At 71.8% G+C, this 17,548-nt stretch carries 11 protein-coding genes; 8 read left to right on the top strand and 3 right to left on the bottom strand.

The annotated features are described in order from the left end of the window. The first annotated feature begins 2 nt into the window (after window positions 1-2). Genes HD596_RS45820 through HD596_RS45805 form a run of 4 tightly spaced genes read left to right on the top strand, consistent with a single transcriptional unit; the run spans window position 3 to window position 5,385 of the window. Window positions 3-953, top strand: a complete 951-nt coding sequence (locus tag HD596_RS45820; protein ID WP_185075602.1) for a carbohydrate ABC transporter permease — start codon at window positions 3-5, stop codon at window positions 951-953. Beyond that, a complete protein-coding gene (locus tag HD596_RS45815) occupies window positions 950-1,756 on the top strand; it encodes a carbohydrate ABC transporter permease (RefSeq protein ID WP_185075601.1) in 807 nt (268 codons plus the stop codon). The genes HD596_RS45820 and HD596_RS45815 overlap by 4 nt, the downstream gene beginning before the upstream one ends. Window positions 1,757-1,784: 28 nt before the next feature. Continuing rightward, window positions 1,785-3,683 (top strand): glycoside hydrolase family 127 protein, encoded by a 1,899-nt coding sequence (locus tag HD596_RS45810; RefSeq protein WP_185075600.1) that lies wholly within the window; start codon window positions 1,785-1,787, stop codon window positions 3,681-3,683. Between the two features lie 4 nt (window positions 3,684-3,687). Then, window positions 3,688-5,385 (top strand): CBM35 domain-containing protein, encoded by a 1,698-nt coding sequence (locus tag HD596_RS45805; RefSeq protein ID WP_185075599.1) that lies wholly within the window; start codon window positions 3,688-3,690, stop codon window positions 5,383-5,385. A 43-nt stretch (window positions 5,386-5,428) separates the two neighbouring features. Here HD596_RS45805 and HD596_RS45800 read toward each other — a convergent pair whose 3' ends face one another. Continuing rightward, window positions 5,429-6,217 carry an SAM-dependent methyltransferase gene (locus HD596_RS45800; RefSeq protein ID WP_185075598.1) on the bottom strand — a complete coding sequence of 263 codons (789 nt, stop codon included), beginning with the start codon at window positions 6,215-6,217 and terminating at the stop codon, window positions 5,429-5,431. Window positions 6,218-6,293: 76 nt separating this feature from the next. Between HD596_RS45800 and HD596_RS45795 the strand changes: the two genes are divergently transcribed. The 4 genes from HD596_RS45795 to HD596_RS45780 all read left to right on the top strand — a co-directional run bounded on the left by HD596_RS45795 (window position 6,294) and on the right by HD596_RS45780 (window position 15,269). Further along, window positions 6,294-6,812 carry an XdhC family protein gene (locus HD596_RS45795; protein WP_185075597.1) on the top strand — a complete coding sequence of 173 codons (519 nt, stop codon included), beginning with the start codon at window positions 6,294-6,296 and terminating at the stop codon, window positions 6,810-6,812. A gap of 207 nt (window positions 6,813-7,019) precedes the next feature. Beyond that, window positions 7,020-7,361: a hypothetical protein gene (locus HD596_RS45790; protein ID WP_185075596.1), complete on the top strand. Its 342-nt coding sequence runs from the start codon at window positions 7,020-7,022 to the stop codon at window positions 7,359-7,361. Window positions 7,362-7,383: 22 nt separating this feature from the next. Then, window positions 7,384-14,712, top strand: coding sequence for a zeta toxin family protein (locus HD596_RS45785; RefSeq protein WP_313046357.1), 7,329 nt, complete (start codon window positions 7,384-7,386; stop codon window positions 14,710-14,712). A gap of 2 nt (window positions 14,713-14,714) precedes the next feature. Beyond that, window positions 14,715-15,269, top strand: a complete 555-nt coding sequence (locus tag HD596_RS45780; RefSeq protein ID WP_185075595.1) for a hypothetical protein — start codon at window positions 14,715-14,717, stop codon at window positions 15,267-15,269. 251 nt (window positions 15,270-15,520) lie between these two features. On the opposite strand, the gene HD596_RS45775 is transcribed toward HD596_RS45780, so the two are convergent. Then, window positions 15,521-15,751 carry an SRPBCC family protein gene (locus tag HD596_RS45775; RefSeq protein WP_185075594.1) on the bottom strand — a complete coding sequence of 77 codons (231 nt, stop codon included), beginning with the start codon at window positions 15,749-15,751 and terminating at the stop codon, window positions 15,521-15,523. 263 nt (window positions 15,752-16,014) lie between these two features. Beyond that, complete coding sequence (locus HD596_RS45770) at window positions 16,015-17,538, bottom strand: carboxylesterase/lipase family protein (RefSeq protein ID WP_185075593.1); 1,524 nt, start codon at window positions 17,536-17,538, stop codon at window positions 16,015-16,017. Between the last annotated feature and the right edge of the window lie 10 nt (window positions 17,539-17,548).

The raw sequence follows: 17,548 nt of genomic DNA, 5'->3' as shown, positions 1-17,548 counted from the left end.
CGATGACCTCTCTCAGCAGCGAGGCCAGCGAGGCGGTGACGGTGGGCAGGACAACGCACGCGGCTCCCCGGCGGCGCTCGCGGCAGTGGACGGCCTACGCCTTCCTCGCGCCGCTCGTGATCTACCTGCTCCTCTTCTACGCCTATCCGCTCTACCGCAACATCGACCTCAGCGTGCACGACTACACGCCGCGGGCGTTCGTGCGCGGCGACCCGGAGTTCACCGGGCTGGACAACTACCGCGACATCCTGTCCGACGACACCTTCCTGCGGGCGCTGCGCAACACGGCCCTGTTCACGCTGGTGTCCATCGCGGCGCAGTACGCGCTCGGCCTGGCCCTCGCGGTCTTCTTCCACCGCAACTTCCGCCTGTCGGCGGTGCTGCGCGCGATGTTTCTCGTGCCGTGGCTGCTGCCGCTGATCGTCTCCGCCTCGACCTGGTCGTGGATGCTCAACAGCGACAACGGCATCGTGAACGCGGCACTGGAGGCGTTCGGGATCGGCCAGATCAACTGGCTCACCTCTCCCGACACCTCGCTGCTGGCCGTCACGATCGCCAACATCTGGCTCGGCGTCCCGTTCAACCTGGTGATCCTGTACGCCGGGCTGCAGAACATCCCCGCCGACCTGTACGAGGCCGCCGGCCTGGACGGGGCGAACGGGTGGCAGCGCTTCCGGCGCATCACCTTCCCGCTGCTGCGCCCGGTGTCGGCGATCACGCTGCTGCTCGGCCTGATCTACACGCTCAAGGTCGTCGACATCATCTGGATCATGACGAAGGGCGGGCCGGCGGACGCCTCGACGACGCTGGCCATCTGGTCGTACCGGGAGGCGTTCGGCACCGGCCAGCCCGACTTCTCCCCGGCGGCGGCCGTCGGCAACCTGCTCATCCTCATCGCCTTCACCGCCGGGCTCCTGCACGTGCACCTGCAGCGCAAGGAGGAGCGCGCATGAAGACCTGGAAAACCGCCGCAGGTGTCGTCCTCGTCGGGGTGATGCTCTTCCCGGTCTACTGGATGTTCAACGTCTCGCTCACCCGGACGGGCGACATGCGGGCCGACCCGCCCCACTGGTTCCCCTGGAACCCCACGTTCGAGGGGTACGCGGCGGCGCTCGCCCAGCAGCTGCCGGCCCTGGCCACGAGCCTGTTCATCGGCCTCGGCACCGTCGCGCTCACGCTGCTCGTCGCCCTGCCCGCGGGCTACTCGCTGGCCAAGCTGCGCCCGCGCGGCGCGCGCGGGATCGACTTCCTGCTCCTCGTCGCGCAGATGATCCCCGCCGTCGTCATGGCCATGGGCTTCTACGCCATCTACATCAGGCTCGGGATGCTCAACACCGTCCCCGGCCTGATCGTCGCCGACTCGACGCTGGCCGTGCCGTTCGGGGTGCTGCTCTTCCGGGCGTTCATGGCGAGCATCCCCGGCGAGCTCATGGCCGCGGCGCAGATCGACGGGGCGAGCACCTGGCGGACGTTCCGGTCGATCATCCTGCCGCTGAGCCGCAACTCGGTGATCACGGTCTCGCTCTTCTCGTTCCTGTGGGCGTGGTCGGACTTCATCTTCGCCTCGACCCTCAACCGCAACAGCGACGTGATCCCGATCACGCTCGGCATCTTCCGCTACATCGGCAACAACACCACGCAGTGGAACTCGATCATGGCGACCGCCGTGATCGCCTCCGTCCCCGCGGCCTTCCTGCTGGTCCTCGCGCAGCGCTACATCGCCGCCGGGGTCACCGCGGGCGCCGTGAAGGACTGATCAAGCAATTCGTCGAAAGGTTCGCCACATGACCAGCCCCGTGCTGCCGTCCCAGGGCCGGGTACGCCCCCTCGGGCTCGCGCAGGTCTCCATCACCGGAGGGTTCTGGGGGAGCCGGCAGGCCGTGAACGCCACGGCGACGCTGGCCCACTGCGAGTCGTGGATGGAGCGCCTCGGCTGGCTCGCCAACTTCGACCGGGTCGCCGACGGGACGACCGCGCCCGACCGCCCCGGCTGGTCGTTCTCCGACTCGGAGGTCTACAAGCTCCTGGAGGCCCTGGCCTGGGAGAGCGGCCGTACCGGCGACCCGGCGGCGGAGGCGGCGATCAAGCGGCTCACCGGGCGGATCGCCCGCGCCCAGGACCCGGACGGCTACCTCAACACCTGCTTCGGGCACGGCACGCAGCCGCCGCGCTACAGCGACCTGGAGATGGGCCACGAGCTCTACAACACCGGCCATCTCCTGCAGGCCGCGGTGGCCCGGCTGCGCACGCACGGCGAGGACGACCTCGTACGGGTCGCGCGCCGCGCCGCCGACCACGTGTGCCGCACCTTCGGCCCGGACGGCCGGGCCGGGATCTGCGGGCATCCGGAGATCGAGGTCGGCCTGGCCGAGTTCGGCCGGGCGCTGGGGGAGGAGCGCTACGTCGAGCAGGCGCGGATCTTCCTCGACCGCCGCGGGCACGGCACGCTCAGGGACATCCCCCTGGGCCGCGCCTACTTCCAGGACGACCTGCCGATCCGGGAGGCCGACGTGTGGCGCGGCCACGCGGTCCGCGCGCTCTACCTCACCGCCGCCGCCGTGGACGTCGCCGTCGAGCGCGGGGACGACGAGCTGCTGCGGGCCGTGGAGCGGCAATGGGAGCGCTCGGTCGCGCGCCGCACGTACATCACGGGCGGCATGGGCTCCCGCCACCAGGACGAGGGCTTCGGCGAGGACTGGGAGCTGCCGCCGGACCGGGCGTACTGCGAGACGTGCGCCGGGGTCGCCTCGATCATGGTCTCCTGGCGGCTCCACCTCGCCACCGGCGACGTCCGCTACACCGACCTGATCGAGCGCACGCTCTACAACGTCGTCGCGGCCTCCCCGAGCCCCGACGGCAGGGCGTTCTTCTACGCCAACCCCCTCCACCAGCGGGCCCCGGGCCGGCCGGCGGACCCGGACGAGGTGAGCCCGCGCGCCGAGGCCGGCGTCAGGGCCGCCTGGTTCGACGTGTCCTGCTGCCCCACCAACGTCGCCCGCACCCTGGCCGGCCTCCAGGGCTACCTCGCCACGGCCGACGACGACGGCCTGCAGCTCCACCAGTACGCCCCCTCGACCGTCCGCGCCGAGCTGCCGGACGGGCGGGAGGTCGCGGTGGAGGTCGAGACCGCCTACCCCGACGGCGGAACCGTCCGCGTCCGGATCCTGGCCGACGGGCTCTGGACGCTGGCGCTGCGGGTGCCCGCCTGGGCCGCGGGGGCCACGCTCGCCGACGACGGGCGGGCCCGGCCGGTCGAGCCCGGCATGGCCACGGTGCGGCGGGCGTTCCGGGCGGGCGAGGTGATCACGCTCGAACTGCCGATGGAGCCCCGCTTCACCTGGCCGGACCCCCGCATCGACGCCGTACGCGGCTGCGTCGCCGTCGAGCGCGGCCCGGAGGTCCTGTGCGCCGAGTCCCACGACCTCCCGCACCCCGGCGGGCTCGACGCCCTGGCGATCGATCCCCGGGCCGTGCCCCGATCCGTCCGTGGGGCCGAGTCCGGCGAGGTGCTGGTCCGCGGCCGCCTGGCCGCGCCCCCCGACCGGCCGTGGGCCTATTCCGGCGCCCCGGCCGCCTCCGCGGCGGGCATCGAGTGGTTCGACGTGCCGCTGCGTCCGTACCACTCGTGGGCCCGCCGCGGCCCGTCGAGCATGCGTGTCTGGTTGCCCATCGAAGGAGAGTGACACGATGTCCCGATTCCGAGTGCTCGCCTTAGCCCTGGTCACCACGGCCACGGCCCTGGTGACCGTCTCACCCCCGGCCGCGGCCGCCGGCGCGACGCTGACCGTCGACGTCGCGCGGCCGTTCCGGCCGGTCACCCACGTCGCCTCCGGCGGCCTGTACGGCCTGGCCGAGAACTCCCGGCCGGCCGACTCCACCCTCCTCCCGATCAAGGTCAACTCCCTGACCCAGCCCGCGCCCGGCGTCGGCCAGCGCCCCAACGGCCAGCCGCCCGGCGGCGACTCCCTGCTGGTGGCCCCGCAGGCCACCCGGGTAGGCGCGGGCGAGTTCATCCGGATGCCCGACATCTACCCCGACTTCCCCTACAAGTGGGTGAGCTGGGACGACTGGCTGGCCAAGGTCAACACCATGGTCAACGCCCGGCTGTCGGCCACCACGGTCACGAACGTCATCGGCTGGGAGCTCTGGAACGAGCCCGACTACACCTGGAACACCGCCGCGGCGGGCAACTTCAACGACGCCTGGGTGCGTACGTACCGGGCGGTGCGCGCGCTCGACACGCTCACGCCGATCGTCGGCCCCAGCACCGCCACCTACAACCGCTCCTGGATGCAGTCGTTCCTCACCAACGCCAAGAACACCGGCACCCTGCCGGACATCATCTGCTGGCACGAGCTGCAGAACCCCACCAGGATCGCCTCCGACATCGCCGACTACCGCAACCTGGAGTCCTCGCTCGGCATCAGCCCGCGCCGCATCTCCATCAACGAGTACGCCGCCACCGGCGAGGTCGACGTGCCCGGCCGGATCGCCAGTTACGTCGCCAAGCTGGAGCGGGGCGGCGTGGAGTCCGCGCACCGCGCCTTCTGGTACGAGTACGGCACCATGAACGGCCTGGTCGTCAACAACAACCAGCCCACCGGCACGTGGTGGCTGTACAAGTGGTACGGCGACATGGCCGGGAACATGGTCACGACCACGACCACCACGACGACCGGCCTGGACGGGTTCGCCGCCTACGACGGCACCCGCAAGATCGTCAACGTGGTGTTCGGCAACGAGGCCGGCACCAACACCGTCAACCTCACCGGCCTCGGCGCGCTCGGCTCCAGCGTCCGCGTCACGCTGACCTCCACCCCGTCCAGCGGCCGCTTCACCGCGGTCACCGCCCCCACCACGATCTCCACGACGACCCGGACGGTCAGCGGCGGCCAGCTCAGCGTCTCCGTGCCGAACATGGTGGCCACCAGCGCCTACCAGCTCGTCGTCGAGCCGGTCAGCGGGGGGCCCGCCTACCAGCAGCGGTACGAGGCCGAGAACGCCTCCGTCTTCCGCGCCCAGCGGCTCAGCGCCTCGAGCGCGTCGGGCGGCGGCTACGTGGGCCGGATCGACAACTCGGGCACGCCGCGTACCGACAGCTACGTCGACTTCGTGGTGAACGTGCCCGCGGCGCGCTCGTACACGATGACCATCGGCTACGCCAACGGCACCGGCGCCACCGCCACCCAGGGCCTGGCCTACAACGGCGGCGCCTGGACCACGGTCAGCTACCCGCCCACGCCGGCGTGGGGCGAGTTCGGCGCCACCGTCAGCACCACCGTCACGCTCCGGGCCGGGTACAACGTGATCCGCCTGGCCAAGGGCTCGCCGTACTTCGCGGGCGGCACCGGATACGCCGAACTCGACTACATCCAGCTCACCTGACCCGCGCGGCGGTCCGGCGCGGCCCCGCCGGACCGCCCCCAGGTCAGGGCTTGCGGCCCACGCCGCAGACCGCGTTGATCACCGCCGGCTGGGGCGGCGCTCCCGCCGGGGGCCGCCAGAGCGGCGTGGAGACCACGCCCGGGTCCACGAGTTCGAGCCCCTCGAAGTGGACGGCGAGCCGCTCGGGGCTGCGCAGCGTGTAGGGGAAGGCGGCCCGCTCGTTGTAGGAGCTCACCGCCGCCACCAGCGAGGGGTTGACGTCGGCGCCGTCGGACAGCGCCAGGTGGCTGCCGGGCGGCAGCGCGGCGACGTACCGGCGGACGAGGTTGGCGGCCAGGTCGTCGTCGGGGATCTGGCCGGCGATGCTGAGCATCATCAGGCCGATCGGGCGGGAGAAGTCCAGGGTCTCGGCCGCCGCGGCGAGGATGGTGCCGGGGTCGCGCACGTCGGCCTCGACGTAGGCGGTCCTGCCCTGCGGGGTCCCGGCGAGCAGGGCGCGAGCGTGCACGAGCACGAGGGGATCGTTGTCGACGTAGACGACGCGGGACTCGGGGGCGAGGCGCTGCGCCACCTCGTGCGTGTTGTCGGCGGTGGGCAGGCCCGAGCCGATGTCGAGGAACTGCCGGATGCCCGCCTCGGTGACGAGGTAGGTCACCGCCCGCCGGAGGAACTCCCGCTGGAGCGTGGCCACCTGCGCGAAATCGGGGAACACGCGCAGCAGGGTGTCCCCGGCCTCGCGGTCCACGTCGTAGTTGTCCTGCCCGCCGAGCAGGTAGTTCCAGACCCGGGCGGAATGCGGCTTCGTACGGTCGATCCTGGGGTCGGCGTCCATCGCCGAAGCCTATCGGCGCGATGTTCATGGACGCACGCGGCCGAGGATGGCCTCCTGTTCATGTCAGACTGCGAATATGGCCCACACCCATGACGCAGAGGACCCGGCGTGCGCGGTGGCCCACAGCGAGGCTCCCGCCGAGCCGGCCGGGCGGACGCTGGTCGCCGTCTTCGCCTCCCCGGTGGCCGAGTGCCTGCTGAGGTTCGGCGCCGAGCTCGGCTTCCGGCCGATCCTCTTCGAGCCCGATCCTGAGCGCCGCCTCGAAGGCTTCACGGCGGTGACCGGACCCGGCGCCTGGCTCGACGCCACGGCCGACGTGGTGCTCACCGACCATCACCGCGAGGAGATCGGGCCGGTCCTGCGCGACGTGCTCAAGTTCCCCGTCCGGTGGGTCGGCATCATGGGCAGCGCCCGCCACACCGCGCCGCACGTACGGGCGCTGGCCGGCCTCGGCGTGCCGCCGGAGGAGATCGCCCGGGTGCACCGGCCCATCGGGCTCAACATCGGCTCGCGCACCCCGCCCGAGATCGCCGTCGCCACCCTGGCCGGGCTGATCGCCGACCGCAACGCCCGCCCGGGCGGCTTCGCCTTCTGACGGCCCCCGGCGCGGTCAGCGCAGGCGGGCGGGGGCCGGGGCCTGTCGCGCGCCCTGCTGCAGCTTCTTCTACCAGCGTCCGAGTGAGCGCGGTTCGGTCATTTCGATTATTGGTGAAGTGGCGTCTTTCTGCCTTCCATGCGAACTAGCGTTCATGCGCAGTGCATGGCCCGTACACGTGGGCCTTATGTGTAGGGGGCGAGAGCAGTGGGCGAGCGGCTGGAGATCCACCGGCAGGTGGTCGTGGGCGGGGTGGCGCGCTGGACGGACGCGGCGGTCGCGGCCCGGGACAAGCTGGCCGAGGCCGCGGCCAGGATCGAGAGCCTGCACGCGGCGGCGCCATGGGGGCACGATTCGGCGGGCCGGGAGTTCGAGCGGGCGTACATGGCCGACGACGGCCCCAACGTGCTGCTCCGGACGGGGGCTGATCTGGCGGAGTTCGCGGTGTCGGCGGGGACGGCCGTGACAGAGAACATCCGCAACTCGGAGAGCGCCGCCGCCGACCTGGGCACCACCCGCGGGTTGGAAGGGCGCGAGAAGCAGGCCTGATCACGCGGCGGGAAGGATATCCGTGACCAGGAACGTCAGCACACCCGTCACCAGCCCGTTGGCCGGTCAGGACAACACGATCGGCAGTGCCGGGTACGCCACCGACGTCACCCCCGCGTGGGGGACCAGCCTGCCGGCGTGGTGCAACGCGCTGATCTCGCTGCTGTCGTCGGGGGACATGTGGCCGGAGTGCAAGGAGTCCTACGAGGCGCAGCTGGCGGTCGCCTTCGAGGACTGGAGCCGGGCGGCGATGGAGTTCGCCGCGGCCGGGGGCACGGCGCGTGATCTGATCAAGCGCGGCTACCTGGGACCTGCGGCCGACGAGTTCTACCGACGGGCCGACGAACTCCTCGACGAGGGCAAGGGGATCCCGGCCCTGGCCGAGCTGGCGCACGCGTACGCGCTCCAGCACGACACCTTCGCACGGGAGACCCAGTACGCCAAGCTGCTGATCAACGCCGGGTTCTGGCTCACCGTTTCGTCCATCGCCATCTCCGCGTTCGCGGCCGCGGCCAGCGCGGGTGCGTTGTCGGGGATAATCGGCAAGTTCGCCGTGCGGTTACGGGCGTTCATGGACAAGGTGTTCACCTGGCTCGAACGCGTGGCGAGGGCCAGGTACGCCGGTCAGGTCGCCGTCAAGGGGGCGCCGAAACTCGCCGCGCTGGCGGGACGGCAGGCCGGTAAGGGGCTGCTGGCCAGGGCGGCGGCCAGTCACATCCTCAGGGAGCTCCCCGAGGAGATCGGTGAGGGCTTCCTGACGGACTATGTCGCCCAGAAGGAGCAGATGGACCGGGGCACCCGTACCCGATGGGACGGGCAGAAGACCGCCGCCACGATCCTGGGCGACGCCACGGGCGCGGTGCTCGCGTCGAAGGTCACCGGGCCCATGGCAGGACTCGTCGGACGGATGCCCGGGATCAGGGCGCTCAACGAGGCCGCGGGTGACGCCCCCGGCGTGCTCAACGCGATCATGCGCTTTCCGGGCAGGGCGGCGCAGACCGGTCTCACGAACGCGGTGATCTCGGCGCCTGCCGGCATGATTTCCAACGCCATCGTGTACGGCAAGGTCGAGCTGCCGACCGTGCAGTCGTTGCTGGGCAGCGCGTTGGCGGGCGTGGGGCGGACGAACACGATCAGCCCCTTCAGCGTGGACGTCATGAGCGCGATCAGCAACCCGCGCCGGGCACTCGACACGGCCACCACGGCCGCGCTGGCCGCGGACGCGGCACGCACGGCCGCAGCTCATGGCGCGACGCCCCCGAGCCCGGCCGCCGGGGGTGGGCAGGCCACGACCACGGACGCCCCTATGCCGGGGCGCGCGGAGGTGCGGGGCCTGCCTGAGACGGGGCCTCCGTCGCACAGGAGCGAACCGGGCGGCGCCACAAGGACGCCCGACCGGCCGGAGCAGCCGCAACAGCCGGCGAGACAACCGGACCGCCCGCGGGCCGCAGCGGCCGTCGACACCGCCGGTCACCGTGATGTCAGCGGCCCCCCTCAGACGGCCGACCAGCGCGGTGTGAGCCACCACCCCGAGACGACCGACCAGCGCGGTGGGAGCCACCACCCCGAGACGGCCGACCAGCGCGGTGTGAGCGACGGCCCTCAGGTGGCCGAGCACCCCGAGGTGGCGCGGCCTGCGGACGGCACGCGGGCGGACGTTCAGGCGGAGCCGCCGGCAAAGCCCGAGCAGGCCACCGCGCAGGCGCAGACGCCGGCCAACGGCGCGCCCCTCACCACGCCCCCCACCGCGCCCCCCACCGCGCCTCCCACTGGGCCCCCCACTGGGCCGGCCCCCTCCCAGCCGCCGCAGCTGAGCGTCGCCGAGCAGGTGTCAGGCGGGCCGGCGTCAGGCGGGCCGAGCCTCCACGACCTCTTGAGCGGCAGGGACCTCTCTCCGACCGCGACCGACGACGCCGGGACGCCCCGCGCGCCCGAAGGCACCGCAGCCCCTCAAAGCCGGGAACCAAGCCCGGCAACGCCGCAAGGCCCGCTCGAGGACCCCGGCGGCCGGCGGCCGTACCGCTACCAGGCCAGCGGCCCGGATCAGTGGAAGCTGACCGAGGAGGACAACGACCTCATCTTCCGGCGCGACATCATCCCCGCCCTGATGGCAGGCGTGAAACGCCCGGAACACCCGCGGATCGTGTTCATCGGTGGCCAGGCCGCGTCGGGCAAGACCACGGCGCAGCAGGCGGCCATGGACGGCATGGGCGCCGACCGCGCCCTCATCGCCGACTTCGGCGGGCTGCTCCGGTTCCACCCGAAGTACGCCGAGCTGATGGCCGAGAACGACCGCATCGCCGCCAAGCAGGTCGGCGGGGACGCGTACACGTGGATGAAGAAGGTCATCGCCCTGGCCGCCGACCTGCGGGTCAACCTCATCCGCGAAGGCGCGATGAACAGCAGCGAGGGCGTCGAGGCCGAGGCCGCGCAGTTCCACGCGCTCGGCTACCGCGCCGAGGCGCACGTCATGGCGGTCCCGGCGCCGATCAGCCGCCTGTCCGTGCTCAACCGCTACCAGCGGATGCGCGAGGAGAACGGATACGGCCGCCTCGTCGCCCAGGACATTCACGACACGGGCTACGGCGGCATCCCCGACACCATGCGGGCCATCGACCGGACGCGGTACCTGGACGCGATCACCATCCACCGGTGGGGCGGCCAGGTCGTGTACGCCAACTCCCTCGACGAGACGGGAAACTGGCGGCATCCGGCCAAGGCTCACGAGATCCTCCAGGAAACCCGGACCCGCCCGTTCAGCGAGGAGCAGGCCCGCTGGTTCCGGGACACGTACGCCTACCTCGACGCCCGGCTGCCGGAGGAACTGCGGGCCCAACTGCCCGGCATCGCAGACCTGGCCGCCGGGCACGGGCTCGACCTCGACCCGCGGGGGCGGGCCGAGCGGCTCCGGGAGCGGTACACCTCCCGGGCCGACGACGTCCTGCGCGACGAGCAGGTCCAGCAGCGCGAGCAGCTCTGGCAGGAGCACCGCCGCCGGCTGGCCGAGGCGGCGCCGGACGAGCGGGAGCCGCTGCGCCGGCAGCTGGCCGAGGAGTGGAACCGGCTCACCCAGCAGCACGAGCTCGACCGGGCCGGGCTGCGCGTTCTCGCGTTCTGCACCGAATGGGATCCCCACAAGGGCGGCATCATCGCCGTCAACCGGAAGCTGGTCGAGGCGCTGGCGGAGGTCGGACATGACGTGTACGTCCGTGTGGGGCACGAGGTGCCGGACGGCGTGGGCGGCGAGCGGCTGCACGTGATCGGCCCCCGGAGCTACGATCCGGCTCGCAGCGAGATGGACCAGCTCGACTTCGACGGCGAGGAGCTGCCGCCCGACGTGGACGTCGTCATCGGGCACAGCCGCTACTCCGGCCCGGCAGCCATGCGGGCCCGTGACCAGCTCTACCCGGACACTCCGCTGGTGCACGTCCTGCACATGGTGACCGGCGCGCTGGGTCGCATCGCCGACATGGAGGCGCTGGGCCGCGACTTCGAGGGCATCGAACGGGCGATCGTGTCCGAGGCCGACATGCTGGTAGGCGTCGGGCCGGTGCTGGCGAGCGAGGCGCGGCGGCTGGCGGACACGAATCCCGGCGATCGCGAGCCCCCCGTGCACGAGCTGCTGCCCGGCGTGCCGTTCGAGGCGCCGCGGCAGCGGCCGTTCTTTGGGGAACGGACCCGTACCGTGCTCCTCATCGGCCGCGCCGACGCCGCGCAGAAGGGCGGGCACGAGGCGGCGCTCATGATCAGGGAGCTGCAGAAGGATCTCGACGTCCGGCTGGTCATCCGGGGCGCGGCGCCGGAGACCGTGCTGGAGGCCAAGGAGCGGCTGTCGAACGTGGCGGGCAGGGAGGTCGAGGTCAAGCCCTTCACTCTGGACCGCGAGGAGATGCTGGCCGACATGCGGCGGGCCGACGTCGTGATCATGCCGTCGCGCGGCGAGGGGTTCGGGCTGGTCGGTCTGGAGGCGGCCGGCGCGGCGGTGCCCATTCTGGTGCCCCGGTCGAGCGGCGTCGGCACCCTGCTCGGCGATTCCGGCCGCTTCCCGCCGGACCTGACCCGGTCCAGCCTGGTCGAGCAGGGATTCGAGGACCGGGTGCCGATCGAGCGCTGGGTCGCGCACCTGAAGGAGATCCTGCAGGACGTGCCCAGGGCGCAGGAGAAGGCCCGTCAGCTCCAGGAGGTCCTGCGCGAGTCGAACTCCACGTGGAAGGGTGCGGCCGAGTCCCTGGTCGCCGCCGTACGCGGTCTGGAACGCGGCGCCGCCACCGGAACGCCGGCACCGGACCTGCCACCGATGTCGGGCGACGGCTGGGTGAACTGCGCGCAGGGGCACGCCCACTGGGGCCGGTTCGGCGGGGCCGGCCTGCTGGCCGTCCACCGTGGCCCTGACGGCGTGCACGTGCTCATGCACCAGCGGGGCCTGGCCACCCACTTCGGGGGGACCTGGTCCCTGCCGGGCGGGGCGCGTGACAGCCACGAGGCGGCGCCCGAGGCGGCCATCCGCGAGACCGTCGAGGAGACCGACCTTTCGCCCGACGGGCTCCACGTCGAGCAGGTCCTCAGGAACGATCACGGCGGCTGGGCGTTCGACACGGTGATCGTCTCTGTCCCGCGGCGGGCACCGGTCCACGTGAACGGGGACGAGTCCCTGGCGACAGCGTGGATCCCGGTCGACAGGGTCACCGAACTCGACCTTCACCCGGACTTCGCCGCCAGCTGGCCGCGCCTGCGAGCGGCGCTGGAGCAGGCGCCTCCTGCGGCGGAGCGCGAACCCTCGTATCCGGCGGCGGCCAAATACGGGTTCGGCGACGCCCCGGCCCTGGCGCTGCCCGCGCACCCCGTAACAGGCGCCCGGGTGACGGGCAGGGAACCTCTCCCGCACGGCGACAGCGTGCTGAACCGGGAGCTCGTCACGTTCGACGACGGCACCCGGACGGTCTACGAGAGGTACGCCAACGCCGGGGACGCCCTGGTCAAGGTGCTCGACTCACACGTCGGCCGCGCGGTCGGGGCCCGGACGCCGCTGTCGTACGCACTCGGCCGCCGGGACGTCTACACCGATCACATGCCCGGCGAGCCGGCGTCCGCGCGGCACCGCGACCTGACCGGACAGGGCTGGGCGGCCACCCGCGACGGGGTGTTCCTCGGCCTGTACCACGCGGTGACCGCCAAGCACGGTTTCACGCCGGCGGATCTGACGCTCGGCCCGAACGGCGGCCTCATCGGGACGGGCGACGGAGCCGCGTCCCATCTGCAGCTCCCCGACGCGGCGAACCCGTTCGTCCAGACGTTCTTCCGCGAGACGGAGCCGCGCGTGTTCAGGTGGGTCGACAATCCGATCCCGCCGGGTGACATCGCGATCATCAGGCGTCAGCTGGACGGCCTGCGCCCGCTGTTCGCGCGGATGAACCGGCTCTCCATGTACGAGGCGGTGATTCAGCGCTTCGAGCACGTCGCCGAGCACGCGCGGGGGACCGGGCGGCTGTTGCCCAGGGCGGCCGGCCACGAGGTCACCATGCCCGACACCCAGCCGCCCGTCCACTATCCGCCGCCTCCGCCGCCCGGCTCTCCCGAGCGCGCGCACGCCCGCCAGGCCGCGGAGGCGCTGCTGACCGGCGACGGCCGGTTCACCGACACCAGTGACGCCAAGACGCACACCATCGACGCCCTCGCGGGAAGAATGCGGTCGTCGACGCCCGAGCTGGTCCTGGCCGCGGTCGGCCTGCACGTCGGCTCGGACATGATCAACCGCCTGGGCGACGGCGACTACGTGCTGGTCCCGTTCAACGAGCGTTTCCCGTCCATAGGCGCGCAGGTCCGCCACGTTCGCGAGCTCGACACCGCCGACCCCAGCCACGCGCCCGACAAAGTGATACGGATGGACACCCCGGACGCCGAGTCCCTGGTACGGCGGATCGCGGTGAGCGAGCTCCTCGGGGCCTGGGCACACCGCAACGCCAACAGCAACGCCCGGGTCCTGGCCCTGCAGGAGGTCGTCCAGGAGGAATTCGGCCTCACCCAGGCCATCTCCTGGCCGATGGACGGCAAGACCCGCAGCGCGGTCGACATGGAGTTGCTGTACAACCGCAACACGCTGCGGGAGTTCGTGCGCGCGCAGTACGAGATCACGCAGGAGGAGCTGGCCAGGCGCGGCATCGACGAGGTGATCGCGTACAGGGGGATGGCCTGGCCGGAGGGCGGGTATTCGGCGTGGGACGCGCTGCGCCCCGGGGACATGGTCGAGCTGCGGAGCCGGCCGCTGGCGAGCTGGTCCGCCGACCGGCAGGTGGTCATGGACTGGCTGGACTCCCTCGACGGCCGCGGCGTTCTGCTGGTCGACAGGAAACCCGCGCAGGACATCATCTCCATGCCCCTGACGGGCATGGGCTTCTTCAAGCAGCGCGAGTTCGTCTCACTCCCCGGCGACCGGCTGGTGACGCTGGACCACATCACCGCAGGCAGGCCCACGGAGAAGGCCGATCCGCCGGCCGTGTTCCCGGGCCCCGCCGTCAAGGAGCTGCGGCCGACTCCCGTGATGGCCGGAGACCTCGATCTCAACGACCCCGTGAGCCGCCGCATCGACCGGGTGCTCGACGGGAGGGAACCCCACCCCCCATGGTGGCCCGCGGACGACTCCGGCTACCGCATCGCCAAGCGGGACCTCGACTTCCTCGGCATCGCCCCCGTGCAGCTCAAGTGGCTCGTCACCCGGCAGTCCCCGCTGGGAATGACGCCGGAGCAGTACCACCGGTACGCGGGCGAACTGCTCGACGCGCTCGGACGCCACGGGATCGGGCCGTCCGACGTCGACATCCGGCTCAAGGGAACCGGTGCCGGGATGTTCGCCGGGATGCACAAGACCTTCCCGGCACCGGAGGACATCCCGGACAGCAATCCGGAAGCGGCGCGCAGGCTGCGGGAATGGTTCGGCGACGACCCGAACCGCCCGCTGCGCCGCCCGTTCGACTCGATGTACCGGCTGGGGTTGGAGACCGAGCCGAGTGACTACGACATGGACCTCTCCAGCACCGCGATGGTACGGGTGGCCCGCTCGCACTGGGCCCCCGACCGCTACCCGGGGGACTTCATGGGCGGTCATGGCTACATGGACAAGCAGAGCCTGATGGAATCCTTCCCCGAACTGGCGGCATGGAAGAATGACTGGGAGGCGCTGCTGGGGCGGCCGATCTCGCTGGGGCTCTTCGAGTCCAGCGGGCCGTTCGACGGGACGGTGACGGGCTCGCCGCTCTCGTCGCACTTCCGCGACACCGACTGGATCATCCACAACCCGGACAACCCGAGAGCCTGGCTGGTCGACTGGCCGTTCACCGACGAGGGAGGACACTGACGATGCTCTGGCCCGTGCTCCGGGTCCTCGCCCACGGGGACCTCGCGGCCGATCAGGTGCGGCAGCTGATCGGCACGCTCGGCCTCGACGAGGTCCCGCGTGCCGAGGGGCCCGGAAATGAGGCCAGCCTCGCCCACCGGGCCTTCACCGACGATGCCGGCGCGCGGCTCGTCCTCGACCTGTCCAAGGTCGGTGCGTCGGGCTGGCTGTTGGCGCTGCTGTCCGGCGGGGGGCAGCCGTCGCCGGAGACCGTCGAGAGCCACCGGCGCCGCCTGCGCGACGCGGCCCAACACCTCGGACTGACGATCGTCCAGGTCGACCCGGCGCGGACCGCCGACGAGGTGTTCCTGCCGGCGGCTCCCGACGAAGGGGCGATCGGACAGTCGTGGGACCTGCCGTACGACGAGCTCGACCACCTGTGGCCGCACCTCGGGGTGGGCGCCGACGCGCCACGCGAGGTGAAGAAGGTCAGGCTGGAGGCGATGACGCGGGCCCCCGTCTGGGCGGACGCCCCGGACAGGCTCCGCCGCCAGGCCGCCGAGTTCCTGCGCGACTGAGTCTCCCGCCGCGTTCCCCCGCCGCGTTCCTCGCCGCCCGCTCGCTCGCTCGGAGCGTCCGGGTGAGCGCGTCGAGGTCGGCCAGCCGCTCGCGTCGTCGTGGGCGCCAGGCGGGCGGCCGTGGCGACGAGCAGCAGCTCGGTGACGGCGATCTCGTGGGCCGGCGGCGCGATCGCCCCGGTGGCCTCGCGCGGCAGCCTGATCAGCACCTCCGCCTCAGCGGGCGCACGCCCGATTCACTCACCCGGAATTCACCCTTCGCTCGCCGGCCGGGGGACACCAAGGCCTTCATCAACCCGGGGCGATTCCACGTGCCTCTTCAACGCCTCGTTCAGACGCGCGAAGTTCCGCTCGGTGCCGGCGATCATCTTGCCGAGGAAGGGCACGAGGATGCCCTTGAAGGTCTCACTCTGGATGAGGCGTGTTCCGCTGTTCGTCGCGGTCAGGACGAACTCATGGGTGCCGTCGAAGAGGCCTGGCACGATGAAATGCCGACCCGGCGCAGCCGGCTACCCGCCTCGGCAGCCAGCACCTTCTGCTCGTGATTGTGGGTGACCGATCAGACCAGCCTTTGCCAGGTCAGAGCTACTTTTGATAGCCGGTCTTGTCGAATTGGGCGGTCGCCAGCCGCCGCGATCCGCGTTTTTTGCCGGTGGGCGGCCTGGCCTTGGAGGTTCCGCACGGGACGGTCGGAGATCGTCAAGGGGGTCGTGAACCTCTTGTCTCCCTGCGGTGTCTCGGTTGATCAGAACCAGAGACCACAGTGGTGGGCGACTTTTATGTTGACCGGGCGTACCGCATCAGGAGCGAGGTTGAGCGCGCTGTCGGCGGCGTCGAGACGGGGCCAGGTCGTGCTGCCCGCCCCGTTGGGGTCGCCGGTGCGGATGAACCGCGTCCAGTAGCCGACGAGCTGGTCCGCGAGGCGTCGCTGGTCTGCGGTGAGTCCTGGAGCGTCGGGGAAATCGAAAAGGTAGAAGGTCTCGGCTCCGTGCGCGGTGGCGGGGCGGACGTGGGCGGGCAGGGGCTGTCCGCTGGGGGTGGGCGCGGAAGGGTCGGTGAAGACGTAGGCGTAGGTGGGCGCTTTTCTGGCGTGCTCGCGGCCGGCCTTCCATGAGGGGCAGATCCAGCCGCTGTCGCTGAACACGCGGCCGGCCGCCGCGATGGGGGAGGGGAACCGTCGCGCGGGGTAGCGTCGTTCGACCCGTGGTGCGGCCGCTCCGAAGGCGGTTTTGAGCACGGCCGGATACTGGCGGGTGGTGATGTCGTGCGGGTAGGCGGTCAGGATGAACTCGACGTGCTCGTCGTGGGCGTTGCCTTGCAGCAGCGGTATGGTGGCCTGCTTGCCCGCGGCGAAGATCTTGGCCGGCTCTTGCGGGACGAGGCTGGTGCCGTAGGCGAGCAGTGGGAACTGGGCGGTGTACGGCAACAGCTCACCGGCCTTCTTGCGGCGCAGGCACGCGACGTCGGCGCAGCCGAGTTGCTCGGCGAGGGCCTGGCCGGCGCCCTGGATGGTCTGGATCGGATGCCAGGAGGAGATCGCGGGCATGCCCGTGCCCAACGCTCCGGCCGGATGGCTGGTGCGGCATGATCCGCTCTGGACGATCGCCCGGTGGAACAGGCCCCGGGCGGCTGGTGAGGTCATGAGGGTGCAGGTGCTCATCGCGCCGGCCGAGGCTCCGGCGAGGGTCACCTTGCCGGGATCGCCGCCGAACGCGGAGATGTTGGCGCGTACCCAGCCCAGCGCCGCCACCTGGTCCTGCAGGCCGAAGTTGCTGGCCTCGCCCAGCTCGGGGTGGGCGAAGAAGCCGAAGACGCCGAGCCGGTAGTTGACCGTCACCACCACGAGGTCTCCGGCCGCGGCCAGTCGTGCCGTGTCATAGATCGAGCCGGCGCCGGTGATGAAACCGCCGCCGGGCACCCAGACCATGACCGGCCGTCGCTTGCCGGGCCGGGCGGGTGTGGTCACCTCCAGGGTGAGGCAGTCTTCGCTCTGCGGCGTGCCCTTGGGCATGTCAGGCGCCTCCTGCTGCATGCACGCCGGTCCCGCCTTCGTCGCGTCGCGGATGCCGGGCCAGGGACTCGGCGGCTGGGGTGGCTGCCAGCGCCGCTCCCCGGTTGGCGGGGCGGCGTACGGGATGCCGCGGAAACGATGCACCTGGCTCTGAGCCGTTCCCCGGACCTTGCCCGACGCCGTCACGGCCACCGGATCGGAGACCTCGCCGGCACGGGCGGGCGTGCCGCCCGCCACGAGCATCGATGCGCTTGCCATCAGGACGAGG

This window comes from Nonomuraea jabiensis, assembly GCF_014204795.1.
GTDB lineage: Bacteria > Actinomycetota > Actinomycetes > Streptosporangiales > Streptosporangiaceae > Nonomuraea > Nonomuraea jabiensis.
The sequence above is the reverse complement of the archived record's forward strand: the minus strand, read 5'-3'. Positions and strand labels throughout refer to the sequence as shown.